Source organism: Streptomyces sp. NPDC051136 (assembly GCF_044455745.1).
Classification (GTDB): domain Bacteria; phylum Actinomycetota; class Actinomycetes; order Streptomycetales; family Streptomycetaceae; genus Streptomyces.
This window is the reverse complement of record NZ_JBITFE010000001.1, coordinates 572,198-586,064: the sequence shown is the minus strand read 5'-3', so window position 1 is coordinate 586,064 and position 13,867 is coordinate 572,198. Positions and strand designations below refer to the sequence as shown.

The following is a 13,867-nucleotide window of genomic DNA, read 5'->3' as shown; positions in this document are numbered from 1 at the left end:
CGGCGCACGGTCCGCGTCCTCGCGCGGCGTACCCGCGCGGGCCCGGTGCGGCGGTCCGTCCTGCCCCAGGGGGTGCCCCTCGCCTCCCGGGGCCCGGCAGTGTAGACATGAGCACATGGTCCGACTGATGGGTCGATCGGGAGAGCGGTCACCCCGTCGTCCCGGCGGCCCGCACGCCCGACACCGGCAGGACGCGGACCGGTCACGGCGGGGAGGGGCCGCGGGGCGGCCTGCCTCGGCACTGCGCTCCGCACTGTCCGGACGCAGTGTGGCCGGCCAGGTCTTCGTGATGAACGTGGTCATCGTGCTGCTGCTGGTGGTGGCCGCGGCGGTGGCGCTGGTGCTCCAGGTGCGGCACGACAGCACGGTGGAGGCCCGAAACCGTTCCGTTTCCGTGGCCGCGACCTTCGCCAACTCCCCCGGCATCCGCGAGGCGCTGCGCGCCCCCGATCCCTCGGCGGTGCTCCAGCCCCGCGCCGAGGCGGTGCGCAAGGCCACGGGCGTCGACTTCGTGGTTGTCACCAACCCGGAGGGCATCCGCTACACCCATCCCAAGCCGGACCGGATCGGCAAGAAGTTCGTCGGGAACATCGAGCCCGCACTGGCCGGGGAGACGGTGACGGAGGAGATCGAGGGCACGATCGGCCCACTGGTCCAGGCCATCGTGCCCGTCGAGGACCCCGACGGCAAAGTGGTGGGCACGGTCTCGGCGGGCATCACGACGGAGAACGTGGGCGGCGTCGCCGACCGTCAGCTGCCCCTCGTGCTGATCGCGGCCGCCGTCGGACTGGCCCTGGCGACGGGGGGCACGGCCCTGGTCAGCCGGCGGCTGCTGCGGCAGACGCACGGCCTGGGGCCGCACGAGATGACCCGGATGTACGAACACCACGACGCCGTCCTGCACAGCGTCCGCGAGGGCGTGCTCATCGTCGGCGCCGAGGGCAGGCTGCTGCTCTCCAACGACGAGGCCCGGCGGCTGCTCGACCTGCCCGCCGACGCCGAGGGGCGGCCGGTCGGCGCGCTCGGACTGCCGTCGGACCTGGCGGAGCTGCTGGCCTCCGGTCAGGCCGCCACCGACGAGGTGCACCTGGTCAAGGACCGGCTGCTCGCCATCAACCAGCGCCCCACCGACGTGCGGGGCGGCCCGGCCGGCAGCGTCGCCACCCTGCGCGACTCCACCGAGCTGCGCGCCCTGTCCGGCCGGGCCGAGACCGCCCGGGAACGACTGGACATCCTCTACGCGGCCGGGGTGGGCATCGGGACCAGTCTGGACGTCACGCGCACCGCCGAGGAACTGGGCGAACTGGCCGTGCCCCGGTTCGCGGACTACGTCTCCGTCGACCTGTTCGACACCGTGCTGGCCGGCGGTCAGCCGGGCGGCGTGACACCGCTGCGCCGCACCGCGCTCAGCGGCGTCACCGGGGAGGTCCCGCTGTATCCGGTGGGACACCAGATCCGCTACGTGGACTCCTCGCCCCAGGCGCACACGCTGCGCACCGGCCGGGCCGTGCTGGAGCCCCGGCTCGGCGAGGCCCCGGGCTGGCAGGCGCAGGACCACGAGCGCTCCGCGCAGGTGGTGGAGTACGGCGTCCACTCGTTGATCACCGTCCCGCTGCGTGCGGGGACCCTGGTGCTGGGGGTGGTGTGCTTCTGGCGTTCGGTCAAGCCCGAGCCGTTCGACGAGGACGAGCTGGCGCTGGCCGAGGAGCTGGTCGCGCGGGCCGCCGTATCCATCGACAACGCCCGCCGCTACACCCGCGAGCACAGCATGGCGGTCACCCTCCAGCGCAGCCTGCTGCCCCGCAGGCTGCCCGACCAGAACGCCCTGGACGTCGCCTACCGCTACCTGCCCGCGCAGGCGGGGGTGGGCGGGGACTGGTTCGACGTGCTGCCGCTGTCCGGGGCCCGGGTCGCGCTCGTCGTCGGCGACGTCGTCGGGCACGGGCTGCACGCCGCGGCCACCATGGGCCGGCTGCGGACGGCGGTGCACAACTTCACCGCTCTGGACCTGCCGCCCGACGAGCTGCTCGGACTGCTGGACGAGCTGGTCGGCCGCATCGACCAGGACGAGGCGGCCGACGACAGCACCGCCCCGGTGACCGGCGCGACCTGCCTCTACGCGATCTACGACCCGGTCGCCGGCTCCTGTGTGATCGCCCGGGCCGGCCATCCGCCGCCCGCTCTGATCCGGCCCGACGGCACCGTGGAGTTCCCCGAGGTGCCCGCGGGGCCCCCGCTGGGCCTGGGCGGACTGCCCTTCGAGACGACGGAACTGCGGCTGGCCGAGGGCAGCCGCCTCGTGCTGTACACCGACGGACTGGTCGAGGACCGCGAGCACGACATCGACGTCGGTCTGGAACAGCTGCGCCGGGCGCTGGAGACGGCCGGTGAGACTCCCGAGGAGACCTGCCGGACGGTCCTGGACGCCCGGCTGCCGGACCGGCCGGGCGACGACATCGCCCTGCTGGTGGCCCGTACCCGGACGCTGGGCCCGGACCAGGTCGCCGAGTGGGACGTGCCGAACGATCCGGCGGCGGTCGCCCAGGTGCGTTCCCAGGTCACCCGGCGGCTGGACGAGTGGGGCCTCGACGAGCTGGCGTTCACCACGGAGCTGATCCTCAGCGAGCTGGTCACCAACGCGATCCGGTACGGGGGCGAGACGGTGCACGTGCGGGTGGTGCGTGACCGCAGCCTGATCTGCGAGGTGTTCGACAGCAGCAGCACCTCGCCCCATCTGCGCTACGCGGCCATGACGGACGAGGGCGGGCGCGGACTGTTCCTGGTCGCGCAGCTCGCGGAGCGGTGGGGAACCCGCTACACGCCGGCCGGCAAGGTCATCTGGGCGGAGCAGCCGGTGCCCTGAGGGGAGCGAGCCGGGGCGGGAGCCGGTCCGTACCAATCTTGTGCGAGGCGGGTGCCCAGTATGCCGATTGTCTGATAGGAAACCTTCCTATCAGTGCCCGGCACTCCCGACCCCCCACGACTCCTGGAGATTCCGTGCGGCACCCCATCCCTGATCCGGCGCGCCCTGAAGGTCCTTCGCGCCGTACCGTGCTCGCCATGGCTTGTGTGTCCCTGGCGACGGTCCCTCTGCTCACCCCCTCGCGCGCCTCGGCGGTGTCCGCGCGTGCGACGGGACTCGACGACCCGGCGAAGAAGGAGATCGCCATGCAGCTGGTGTCGAGCGCCGAGAACTCCTCGCTCGACTGGAAGGCGCAGTACCGGTACATCGAGGACATCGGGGACGGCCGCGGCTACACCGCCGGCGTCGTCGGCTTCTGCTCGGGCACCGGCGACATGCTCGACCTGGTCGAGCTGTACGCCCGGCGCAGCCCCGGGAACGTCCTCGCGCCCTACCTGCCGGCGCTGCGCCGGGTGGACGGCTCGGACTCCCACGAGGGACTCGACCCCGCCTTCCCGGACGACTGGCGCCGGGCCGCGGACGACGACCCGCGGTTCCGTCAGGCCCAGGACGACGAGCGTGACCGCGTGTACTTCGATCCGGCGGTGCGGCGCGGCAAGGAGGACGGGTTGCGCACGCTGGGCCAGTTCGCGTACTACGACGCGCTCGTCATGCACGGCGACGGCGGCGACCCGCTGAGCTTCGGCAGCATCCGCGAGCGTGCCCTGGGCCGCGCCCGGCCGCCGGCCCAGGGCGGCGACGAGGTCGCCTACCTGCACGCCTTCCTCGACGAGCGGGTGTGGGCCATGAGGCAGGAGGAGGCGCACAGCGACACCAGCCGGGTCGACACGGCGCAGCGCGTCTTCCTGAACGAGGGGAATCTGGACCTGGATCCGCCGCTGGACTGGCACGTCTACGGGGACGCCTACCACATCGGCTGATCCCTACGGGCACCGCGAGGCCGCCGGCCCCTTCCGGGGCCGCCCGGCACGACGCGGGCCGCGGAGCCGGCCGTCTGCCGGCTCCGCGGCCCGCGCGGGGTGCGAAGCGTTCCGGGTCAGTGCCGGAACACGTCCTTGCCCTTCTCCTTGGCCTGCCGTGCGTCGCCCTTGGACTGCTCGGCGCGCCCCTCGGCCGTCATCCTCTCGTTGCCGACGGCCCGGCCGACCGTTTCCTTGGCCTTGCCCTTGGCCTGCTCCGTCTTCGCCTTGGACTTCTCATTGGCGGCCACAGTGCTTCACCTCTCGGCGTTCGCTTGCGATGTCCTGTCCGGCGGGTCGCCCGGAACGGAGATCTCAAACGTGCGGATGTCCGCCAGGGGTGTGCGGCAGGCCGCTGGGTAACAGCAACGGCAAGGCAGTACGTCGTCGACTCGGAGGAACGAGGAACGTCATGGCCGGAGTGATGAACCGGATCAAGGAGTTCGCCCGCAGCCCGCAGGGTCGCCGGGCGGCCGAGCAGGTGCGCCGGGCCGCCTCGGACCCGCGGCGGCGCGCGCAGGCCCAGGAGATGCTGCGCAGGTTCGGCAAGCGGCGCTGAGCCCGCGGGTGGTGAGGGCCGGTCAGCCCTGGCCGGCGTGGGTGTGGCTGTGGGACGTCTCCGGCGGGCAGTCCCGGTCGTCGTCGGGTCGGTCCCGGCGCCAGTCGCGGACCGCGACGGTCAGCGCGCAGAGCATGGCGGCGACACCGGTGCCCACCGAGAGGGCCACGGCGTCGTGGTAGTCCTCGTGGGTGGCGTTCAGCGTCAGGTAGAAGAGCCCCGGCAGCGCGGCGGTGCCGACGGCGCCGCCCAGCCGCTGGCCGGTCTGCAGGGCGCCCCCGGCCGCGCCCGCCATCCGCACCGGCACGTCCCGCAACGTCATGGTGATGTTGGGGGAGATGACGCAGCCGCTGCCGAGTCCGCCGACCAGGAGGGCCGGGGCGGCGAGCCAGGCGGCCGAGCCGGAGGGGGCGAGCCAGAACAGCAGCGCGGTCGTGCCGAGTCCCGCCATCACGGCCACCAGACCCCAGACCGTCAGCAGCCGGCCGAGCCGTTCCACCAACCGCCCCGCCACGGCCGCGGCGACGGCCGAGCCCACGGCGAACGGGGTCACCGCCAGGCCGGACACGAGCGGTGAGTAGTTCAGCCCGTTCTGGAAGTAGAGCGCGAAGACGAGCCACACCCCGCTGAATCCGACGAAGTAGAGGGCGGCCAGCCCCGCGCCGGTCGCGTAGCCGCGGGTCTCGGTGAGCAGCCCCGGTTCCAGCAGGGGCTGGCCGCCCCGGCGGGCGACGCGACGCTCCCACCGGGCGAAGGCGGCCAGGACCAGCACCCCCGACGGGAACAGCCACCACACCTTGGCCAGCCCGCCGCCCTCGGCGAGGACCAGCGGCAGCATCAGCGCCAGGATGCCCGCACCGAGCAGCGTCACCCCCACCGGGTCGAGCCGCCCCTTGGCGCCGGGCGCCACCCGGGGCAGCAGGCGGAAGCCGAGGAACAGGGCGAGCAGGCCGACCGGCACGTTGACGTAGAAGATCCACCGCCAGCCCTCGGGTCCCGCCAGCGCCAGGATCAGGCCGCCGACGACCGGTCCCACGGCGCTGGAGACCCCGACGGTGGCGCCGAAGAGACCGAACGCCCGCCCGCGTTCCGCGCCCCGGAACAGCTGCTGGATGAGCGCCGAGTTCTGCGGTGCGAGGCTGCCCGCGGCGACTCCCTGGGCGAGCCGGGCGACGATCAGCAGGCCGATGCCGGGGGCTGCGCCCGCCGCGGCGCTGCAGAGCACGAAGGCGGCCAGGGCGACGAGGAAGACACGGCGCCGGCCGAAGGCGTCGCCGATCCGGCCCGCGGTCACCAGGGTCAGGGCGAAGGCGAGCGCGTAGCCGGAGACGACCCACTGCACGGAGGCGGGCGAGGCGTGCAGGCCCTGCTGCATGGAGGGCAGCGCGACGGCGACGATCGTCACGTCCAGCAGGGTCATGAAACCGGCGACCAGGGTCACCCACAGGGCCCGCCACCGGTTGGGATCCAGTTCGTCGTCCGGACGCTGCACTCGGGCTCCCCTCGCGAGACGGCTCGGGACGTGCCACCGCGTCCCCCGCCCTGCGTCACCCGTGACCGGGGCTTCAAACCCTCGCCCGGCCCTCGCCCGGCCAGCGCCGCGCCGCGGCACGGTCGGGTGCCCGGACCGGAACCCAAACCCGGACCATGACTTCCCATAAGAGCTGCTTATGACCTCATAGACCGGACCCGCGTACCGACTTAGGCTTGCCTTAGCTTAGGCTTCCCGGTGAGTCGATCTGTCACCGCTCGAAGGGAACCTGAACATGCCCCGCCCACTGCGGGTGGCCATCGTCGGATCCGGCCCGGCCGGGATCTACGCCGCTGACGCCCTGCTGAAGTCCGAGGTGGCCGCCGACCCCGGTGTTTCCATCGACATCTTCGAGCGCATGCCCGCCCCGTTCGGGCTCATCCGGTACGGCGTCGCGCCCGACCACCCGCGGATCAAGGGCATCATCACGGCCCTGCACCAGGTGCTCGACAAGCCGCAGATCCGCCTCTTCGGCAACGTGAACTACCCCACCGACATCAGTCTGGACGACCTGCGGGCCTTCTACGACGGTGTGATATTCGCCACCGGAGCCACGGCGGACCGGGACCTGTCCGTCCCCGGCATCGACCTCGACGGCTCGTACGGCGCGGCCGACTTCGTCGCCTGGTACGACGGCCACCCGGACTTCCCGCGCACCTGGCCGCTGGAGGCGGAGAAGGTCGCCGTCCTCGGCGTCGGCAACGTCGCCCTGGACATCGCCCGGGTCCTCGCGAAGACCGCGGACGAGCTGCTGCCGACCGAGATCCCGCCGAACGTGTACGAGGGCCTGAAGGCCAACAAGGCGCTGGAGGTCCACGTCTTCGGGCGTCGCGGCCCCGCGCAGGCGAAGTTCAGCCCGATGGAGCTGCGGGAGCTCGACCACTCCCCCAACATCGAGGTGATCGTCGACCCCGAGGACATCGACTACGACGAGGGCTCGATCGCCACCCGGCGTGGCAACAAGCAGGCCGACATGGTCGCCAAGACCCTGGAGAACTGGGCGATCCGCGACGTCGGCGACCGGCCGCACAAGCTGTTCCTGCACTTCTTCGAGTCGCCCTCGGAGATCCTCGGCGAGGACGGCAAGGTGGTCGGCCTGCGCACCGAGCGCACCGAGCTGGACGGCACGGGCAACGTCAAGGGCACCGGCGAGTTCAAGGACTGGGACGTGCAGGCCGTCTACCGGGCCGTCGGCTACCTGTCCGACCAGCTGCCCAAGCTGCCCTGGGACCTGGAGACCGGCACGGTCCCGGACGTGGGCGGCCGGATCGTCCAGGAGTCCGGCGAGCACCTGCAGTCGACGTACGTCACGGGCTGGATCCGGCGCGGCCCGGTCGGTCTGATCGGGCACACCAAGGGCGACGCCAACGAGACGGTGTCCAACCTGCTCGACGACTACGCGAACGGCCGTCTCCAGACGCCTTCCTCGCCCGCTCCCGAGAGCGTGGACGCCTTCCTCGCCGAGCGCAACGTCCGCTTCACCACCTGGGACGGCTGGTACCGGCTCGACGCCGCGGAGAAGGCGCAGGGCGAGCCGCACGGGCGCGAGCGCGTGAAGTACGTCGAGCGCGAGGACATGCTCCGGGAGAGCGGCGCCTGAGCAGCCCCGGCCGGCGGCCGGCGCCTCCTCGGAGGGCGGCGGCGCCGGCCGGGATCCGGCGTGCGGTCCGCCGGGGCGAAGGCCCCCGGCCCCGGACGGACGCGCGGCCGGGTTCAGACCTCCAGGTCGTTCTCGATCCGGCGCAGCTGGTGGCGGGCCATGGCCAGGTTGGCACGGCTCGCGTCCAGCACCAGGTAGAGGAACAGCCCGTTGCCGCCGCGCCCCTTGAGCAGGCGGATCATGTGGTACTGGGTGTTCAGCGTGATCAGGATGTCCTCGATCTCGTCCTTCAGACCGAGGAGCTCCATCGTGCGCAGTTTGGACCGCACGACGTCGGTGTTGCCTGCCGCGGCGACCTCCAGGTTGAAGTCCTTGCCGCCGCCCAGCGTGCCGAGCGCCATCCCGCTGGTGTAGTCGACCAGCGCGACGGCGGTGGCCCCGTCGATGGCGCTGAGGCATTCCTTGAGCGAGGTCTCCAGGTTGGACATGGTGGTTTCCTTCCGGACGTGATCGGTGCGCGATCGGTGCGCGATCGGTGATTTCGGGTGGACCCGTGTCAGGTCGACCGGTGTCAGGTGGACCGGTGATGGCCGCCGGTCCGGGGGGTGGGCTGGTGTGCGGGCCGCTGCGGCGTGCGCACCGGCAGGGTGCCGATGGGCCGGCCGGCGTCCGCGGGAAGCGTCGCCGCGTGCTCGGCTGCCGGGGCGCGGCGTTCCGGCCCGATGCGGGCGGCGACCAGCTCCCCGATCCGGGCGCCGCTGCGCCGGCCCTCCAGGTGCAGCCGTCCCACGTTGACCCGCCCGTCGGCGAGCAGGGTGAGCACGGCGGCGGGACCGGCGGCGTAGGTGGCGACGTAGCCGTCCGCCCCGCGCAGCAGCAGTTCGCGGAACCCGCCGCGCGCGGTGGCGTCCGCCATGCGGTGCGCGACCCCCAGGGCGGCCGCGGTGAGCGCGGCGAGGCCTTCGGGTTCGGTGCCCGGCGCGTCGTGGGCGAGGACGAGCCCGTCCACGGTGGCCGCGAGCGATCCCGTCAGCTGGGGCACGCGGTTGCGCAGCCGGTGCAGTTCGTCCAGGACGTCGCTCTCGACGGCCATGAGCAGTCTCCTTTCGTCGCGCCTGCGGCGCGCGCGGATCACAGGGCCTCCAGGGCGTCTCGGAGCCGTCGCAGCAGGGCCGTGTCCGGGTCGTCCCACACCACCGGCCGCGGCCCGGCGTCGGCCGGGACGGACGGGACCGCGGGCGGCGCGGCGCGGACGAGGCCGTCGGCGGCCAGGCGGCGCAGTTCGACGAGGGTGTGGTAGGTGCGACAGGCGAGCGCCGACGCGATCTGTGCGGCGGTACGGACGCCGTCGACCTGGGTCAGGGTGCGGCCCCGGCGCGCGGGCAGGTCGGCGGCGTCGGCGCCCGGCACCCGGGTCAGGGGGACGGTGTCGATGGCGGGGTCCGGCCATATCCGGTCCAGCAGCGCGCGCCGGCGTCCGGACTCGCGCACGACGACCTCGACCGGCACGGAGCGGACGGCGCCGAGCCAGTGCACCGCGCCGGGCCGGAAACGCTGCGCGCGCGTGTCGTGGGCCAGGACGAAGTAGGCGGCGTCGAACAGCGCGCCCAGGTGACAGACCTCCAGCGCGCCCGCGGCGAGCCTGCCGCTGTCCACGAGCCGGTGGCCGACCCGGTGCTGTGTCCCGCCCCGGTCGACCGCGTCCCACCAGCCGTCGGCCGGCACCGCGCCGCTGCGGGTGAGCAGGGCGCCGAGGTCGGGGGTGCAGGCCGATTCCACGTGCACGACCCGGCCCGCCGAGAGGTAGACGATGCCCCGCTCGCCCGACAGGGCGCCGGTCGCTCCTTCGGCCGCGAGGGCGCCCAGGGCGTCCGACGTCGTGTCGTGCGCGGTCCAGGTGGTCGTCACCCGGGTCATCCGAGCACCAGCCGGTCCGCCATCTCGGCCAGCCGGATGCGGGCCAGGGCGAGGTTCCCGTCGTCACGGCCGAGCCACAGGTGGAGGAAGACGGTGCTGTCGAACGGGGTGCTGACGAACCTGAGCAGGTGGTACGCGTCGCCGGTGGTGGCGATCAGGTCCTCCACCGGGGGTTCCTTGCCGGTACCGGCGTCGTCGCTCCCCGGACCGCCCGCCGCCAGGGAGCCGCTCTCCGCGACGTGCCGGCCCAGCTCGGCCGTCTCCGCGGCCGTCGCCTCCCAGTCGCCGCCCGGCGCCTCGCCGACGGCGCCGAGCGCGAGCCCGCTGATCCAGTCGACCAGCGCCGCGCCGCGGGCGCCCGGCAGTCGCATGGCTTCCAGCAGACTCTCGTCGATTCCGGGCACGCCGGATCCCCTCCCCTGCACGGCTGTACCGCGAACGTGACGACGACACTACGGAAAGTGCGCGCATCCGGTGAGCGCTTTGGCATTTTCCAGAGGAACGTGCGCGCGCCGCGGGATACTTCGGGGTTCGGCCCGTGCCGGGAGCGGACGGGCGCGCGTGCCGACGCCGGGACGGGCAACCCGGGGGGCATGCCCCGACTGCATCTCCCCTTCGGCGGGAAGCACGCGAAAGACGTCCCTGCGGACGGACCGGACGGCCGGCCCTCTCAGGAGAACGACGGTCCCGAGGACTACGGTCCGGACGCCGCCACCGAGGACGCCGCCCCGGACTCCCCCACCGAACTGCCCAAACGCTCGTGGTGGGCGCTGGTGCGGCGCGTCGTCGCCGAGTTCCAGGACGACGAGCTGACCGACCGCGCCGCCGCCCTGACCTACTACGGGATCCTGGCGCTGTTCCCGGCCCTGTTGGTGCTGGTCTCGCTGCTCGGCATCGCCGGGGAGTCCGCCACCCAGGAGGTCCTGGACAACGTGAAGAAGCTCGCGCCCGGTTCCGCGCGGGACGTCCTCACGAGCGCCGTGGAGCAGCTTCAGGCCAAGGCGGGTCTGGGCTCCGTGCTGGCGGTGGTCGGTCTGGTCGGTGCCGTCTGGTCGGCGTCCGGCTACGTGGGTGCGTTCATCCGCGCCGCCAACGCGGTCTACGACGTGCCCGAGGGGCGGCCGGTGTGGAAGGTGCTGCCGCTGAGGGTGATCCTGACGGTGGTCCTGCTGGTGCTCGCGGTGGTCAGCGCGCTCATCGTGGTCTTCACGGGAAGCCTGGCCCGGCAGGCGGGCACCGCCCTCGGGATCGGCGACACCGCGCTGACGGTGTGGTCGATCGCCAAGTGGCCGGTGCTGGTCCTGCTCGTCACCTTCATGATCGCGATCCTGTACTGGGCCGCGCCCAACGCCCGGGTCAAGGGCTTCAAGTGGATCTCCCCGGGAAGTCTGGTCGCGCTGCTGATCTGGCTGCTCGCCTCCGGCGGGTTCGCCTTCTACGTCGCCAACTTCGGCTCGTACAACAAGACGTACGGCACCCTGGCCGGCGTCATCATCTTCCTGGTGTGGCTGTGGGTGACGAACCTGGCGATCCTGCTCGGCCTGGAGTTCGACGCGGAGCTGGCCCGCCAGCGGGTCATCGACGGCGGCCACCCGCCCGAGGAGGAGCCGTACGTGGAACCGCGTGACACCAGGGCCTGGGACGACGCGGACCGGCGGCGCGCGGGCGGGGACGGAGCCGGGAACGACGGAGCCGGCTGACGGTGGGCGGCCAGGGGGCGTCGTTCGGATCAGGTCGCGTCTCGCCGACGGCGCCCTGTCGCGGCCGTCGGCGAGACCCGGACGACACCCCCTACGGCAGGATCGAGTCGACGTAGCCGCCGTCCACGCGGACGGCCGCGCCGGTGGTGGCGGAGGCGAGCGGGGAGCTGAGGTACACCACCAGGTTGGCGATCTCCTCGGGCTCGATCAGCCTCTGGAGCAGGGACTGCGGGCGGTGTTCGCGCATGAAGACGCGCTGGGCCTCGTCCCAGGGCAGGTCGCGGTCGACCAGCTGGTACACGAAGTCCTCGACGCCCTCCGTGTGGGTGGGGCCCGCGACGACGCAGTTCACCGTGACGCCGCTGCCCGCCGCCTCCTTGGCGAAGCCCCGGCCGACCGCGAGCAGTGCCGTCTTCGAGACGCCGTAGTGGATCATCTCGGCCGGGACGACGACGGCCGAGTCGCTCGCGATGTACAGCACCCGCCCCCAGCCGCGGTCCCTCATCCGGGGGAGGTGGGCGCGCGTCAGCCTGACGCCCGCGAGGACGTTGATCTCGAAGTACCGGCGCCACTCGTCGTCGCTGATCTCCAGCGCGGGAGCGGCGCCGAAGACGCCGAGGTTGTTCACGAGGATGTCCACGTCGGGCAGCGCCGCCAGGGCCTGCTCGGCGCCCTCCTCGGTGCCGAGGTCGGCCGCGACCGGCACGAACGTGCCGCCGGGTACGTCGGCCCGCAGCTTGCGGACGCTCTCCTCCAGGCGGCCGGCGTCGCGCCCGTTGACGCCCACGGTGGCCCCGGCGCGGGCCAGCCCGGCGGCGATCGCCGCCCCGATGCCCTGCGAGGAGCCCGTCACCAGTGCGGTGCGTCCGCCGAGGTCCAGGTTCATCGTCTCGCTCCTTGTCGTGCCGTACGGTCGGTCGGGTTGCTCCTGCCCACCCTCGCTCACGACGCACCCGTGACCCGGCCGCCCGCACCGCACGCCGCACCGCGCCACGCCCGGTCGGCGGACCCCCGGTGCTCTCGGCTGACCTGCGGCGACAATACTTGCCTACGTCCGTGCCCCTGCTGCCCGATGGACTCATGCCGACCTCTGCCACCGCCCGCCCCACGCATCCGCCCACGCTGTGGGCCGCTCGCGGCCGCCACGTCGGCTCCGCCGCCGAGGACGCCGTCCGAAAGAGGCTGCAGCGGCTCAAGGACGACCACGTCCTGGACGACTTCCTGGACCCGCCCGACGACCCGGCGCCCGCCGAGGCCACCGGCACCGCCGGCACCGCCGGCACCGCCGCCGGCCGGACCTTCGAGGCGCGCTGGAAGGTTCCCGGGGAAGCGGGGGACGTGACCGTGCGGGCGAGGCTGGTCCTGGAGCCCGCCTCGGCGGGCGGGCAGGAGTGGACGCTGCTCGCGGAGGCCGAGGAGGCCTGGGACCTGGGCTGGCCCTCCCCCGCCACGATGTTCTGGCCGGACGATCCGGACGTCACCTGGGACCGGGACGTCGCCACCGGCCTTCGGCTGCGGGGCCTCAACACACTGCCGGACGACGACAAGGCCGTACGGCGGCTGCTCAAGGACGCCGGGCGCAGTCCGTGGAACATCCACGTCGTGGTGCACGAGGCGATGACTCCGGACCACCGCGGCCGGGTACCCCTGGCGCGGCGGCTGCCGCCCGGCCTGCGGCACCGGGTGGTCGAGCACCGCGCCGCGCCGCAGCAGCTGCGGACGGTGAACTGGGCCCTGGAGGACTTCGGCGTCCAGGTGCCGCGCGGCGGCGCCGTGGTGCTGCCCGGCTCACCGGCCCCGGCCGACTACGCGGCCGGTGACTTCTCCGTGCGCACCGTGTTCCTGGACGGCTCCGAGCCCACCGCGCTGATCGCGGCGGTGACGTCCTTCGCCGCGCTGCCCAGGCCGCTGCCCGACGACGCGGTGGCGGCCCTCGGGTCGCTCCGGGAGGACTGGCGGCTGCTGACGCTGGAGGAGGAGCTGGAGCGCGAGCGCAGGCTGGTGGCCATGTACGCCGAGGCCCTCGAAGCCATGACCCAGTCCCGCGACCTGTACCGGGAGGCGGCGGAACGGGCGGCCGAGGCCCTCGCCGTGTACCGGGAGTCCGCCGCAGCGGCACCGGCCGGCCCCCCGCCGCCCCGGACCCCGGCGCCGTCCCCCCTGCGGAGCCTGACCCGCACACTGGACCGGTTCCGCAACCCCGCCAGGCCGCCCCGCCCGGACACACCCGCGAACGACTCCACCGGCCAGGACACCACGGACCCCGCCCCGCGCCCCGGCGACTGAGGGCCGCGGGGTGCCGGTGCACGCCCGGCCGCGAGCCCGGCGGCGCGGTACGGGACCCGGCACCCCGAAGTGCCCGGCGCTCCGGCCGGCGACCTCCCCCGGCCGCTGCGCGACCGGAGCACCGACGGACCGTTCCTCCCAGCGGTGGACCGGCGGTGGACCGGCGGCAGGGTGAATCGCGACCCGGGACGCGGACCGGCCGACCCGCTCGCCCGCGCCGCCGCGCCGGCCGACCCGCGCACAACCCGCAGACCGGACGCGGGGTCCGGACCCGCGCGCAACCCCGTAGCCCGGATCCGGGGTGACGGGGCCGGGGCCACCCCGTGCTGAGGGCAGCCTCACGTGTCATCCGGCGTGAGGTGGATACGCGGACGGCACGACTCGGCCCGTCC

13 protein-coding genes are annotated in these 13,867 nt (G+C 73.6%); 6 read left to right on the top strand and 7 right to left on the bottom strand.

What is annotated here, in order from left to right:
* Positions 1 to 115: 115 nt before the first annotated feature.
* Together ACIBCJ_RS02535 and ACIBCJ_RS02530 are read left to right on the top strand one after the other, a co-directional pair.
* The gene (locus ACIBCJ_RS02535; RefSeq protein WP_365978722.1) at positions 116 to 2,863 is read left to right on the top strand and encodes a SpoIIE family protein phosphatase; all 2,748 of its coding nucleotides are present in this window, start codon (positions 116 to 118) and stop codon (positions 2,861 to 2,863) included.
* A gap of 134 nt (positions 2,864 to 2,997) precedes the next feature.
* Positions 2,998 to 3,843, top strand: a complete 846-nt coding sequence (locus ACIBCJ_RS02530) for a chitosanase (RefSeq protein ID WP_365978723.1) — start codon at positions 2,998 to 3,000, stop codon at positions 3,841 to 3,843.
* A 116-nt stretch (positions 3,844 to 3,959) separates the two neighbouring features.
* Here the strand turns inward: ACIBCJ_RS02530 and ACIBCJ_RS02525 are convergent, their stop codons facing one another.
* Complete coding sequence (locus ACIBCJ_RS02525; protein ID WP_133884855.1) at positions 3,960 to 4,133, bottom strand: CsbD family protein; 174 nt, start codon at positions 4,131 to 4,133, stop codon at positions 3,960 to 3,962.
* 161 nt (positions 4,134 to 4,294) lie between these two features.
* On the opposite strand from ACIBCJ_RS02525, the gene ACIBCJ_RS02520 reads away from it, so the two are divergent.
* Positions 4,295 to 4,441 carry a hypothetical protein gene (locus ACIBCJ_RS02520; RefSeq protein WP_166661525.1) on the top strand — a complete coding sequence of 49 codons (147 nt, stop codon included), beginning with the start codon at positions 4,295 to 4,297 and terminating at the stop codon, positions 4,439 to 4,441.
* A 22-nt stretch (positions 4,442 to 4,463) separates the two neighbouring features.
* Here the strand turns inward: ACIBCJ_RS02520 and ACIBCJ_RS02515 are convergent, their stop codons facing one another.
* Entirely contained in the window at positions 4,464 to 5,933 is a 1,470-nt protein-coding gene (locus ACIBCJ_RS02515; RefSeq protein WP_365978724.1) for an MFS transporter, read from the bottom strand.
* Between the two features lie 274 nt (positions 5,934 to 6,207).
* On the opposite strand from ACIBCJ_RS02515, the gene ACIBCJ_RS02510 reads away from it, so the two are divergent.
* Entirely contained in the window at positions 6,208 to 7,572 is a 1,365-nt protein-coding gene (locus ACIBCJ_RS02510; RefSeq protein WP_365978725.1) for an FAD-dependent oxidoreductase, read from the top strand.
* 113 nt (positions 7,573 to 7,685) lie between these two features.
* Here ACIBCJ_RS02510 and ACIBCJ_RS02505 read toward each other — a convergent pair whose 3' ends face one another.
* The 4 genes from ACIBCJ_RS02505 to ACIBCJ_RS02490 all read right to left on the bottom strand — a co-directional run bounded on the left by ACIBCJ_RS02505 (position 7,686) and on the right by ACIBCJ_RS02490 (position 9,893).
* Positions 7,686 to 8,060: a hypothetical protein gene (locus ACIBCJ_RS02505; RefSeq protein ID WP_362092389.1), complete on the bottom strand. Its 375-nt coding sequence runs from the start codon at positions 8,058 to 8,060 to the stop codon at positions 7,686 to 7,688.
* Positions 8,061 to 8,143: 83 nt separating this feature from the next.
* Positions 8,144 to 8,665, bottom strand: a complete 522-nt coding sequence (locus tag ACIBCJ_RS02500) for a roadblock/LC7 domain-containing protein (protein ID WP_362092386.1) — start codon at positions 8,663 to 8,665, stop codon at positions 8,144 to 8,146.
* 38 nt (positions 8,666 to 8,703) lie between these two features.
* Entirely contained in the window at positions 8,704 to 9,489 is a 786-nt protein-coding gene (locus ACIBCJ_RS02495) for a hypothetical protein (protein WP_365978726.1), read from the bottom strand.
* Positions 9,486 to 9,893, bottom strand: a complete 408-nt coding sequence (locus ACIBCJ_RS02490) for a hypothetical protein (protein ID WP_362092381.1) — start codon at positions 9,891 to 9,893, stop codon at positions 9,486 to 9,488. Before ACIBCJ_RS02490 ends, ACIBCJ_RS02495 begins: the two co-directional genes overlap by 4 nt.
* 189 nt (positions 9,894 to 10,082) lie before the next feature.
* On the opposite strand from ACIBCJ_RS02490, the gene ACIBCJ_RS02485 reads away from it, so the two are divergent.
* Entirely contained in the window at positions 10,083 to 11,189 is a 1,107-nt protein-coding gene (locus ACIBCJ_RS02485) for a YihY/virulence factor BrkB family protein (protein WP_365978727.1), read from the top strand.
* A gap of 91 nt (positions 11,190 to 11,280) precedes the next feature.
* On the opposite strand, the gene ACIBCJ_RS02480 is transcribed toward ACIBCJ_RS02485, so the two are convergent.
* Positions 11,281 to 12,075 carry an SDR family oxidoreductase gene (locus ACIBCJ_RS02480; RefSeq protein WP_362092376.1) on the bottom strand — a complete coding sequence of 265 codons (795 nt, stop codon included), beginning with the start codon at positions 12,073 to 12,075 and terminating at the stop codon, positions 11,281 to 11,283.
* A gap of 194 nt (positions 12,076 to 12,269) precedes the next feature.
* Between ACIBCJ_RS02480 and ACIBCJ_RS02475 the strand changes: the two genes are divergently transcribed.
* Positions 12,270 to 13,475: a hypothetical protein gene (locus ACIBCJ_RS02475; RefSeq protein ID WP_365978728.1), complete on the top strand. Its 1,206-nt coding sequence runs from the start codon at positions 12,270 to 12,272 to the stop codon at positions 13,473 to 13,475.
* Positions 13,476 to 13,867 lie beyond the last annotated feature (392 nt).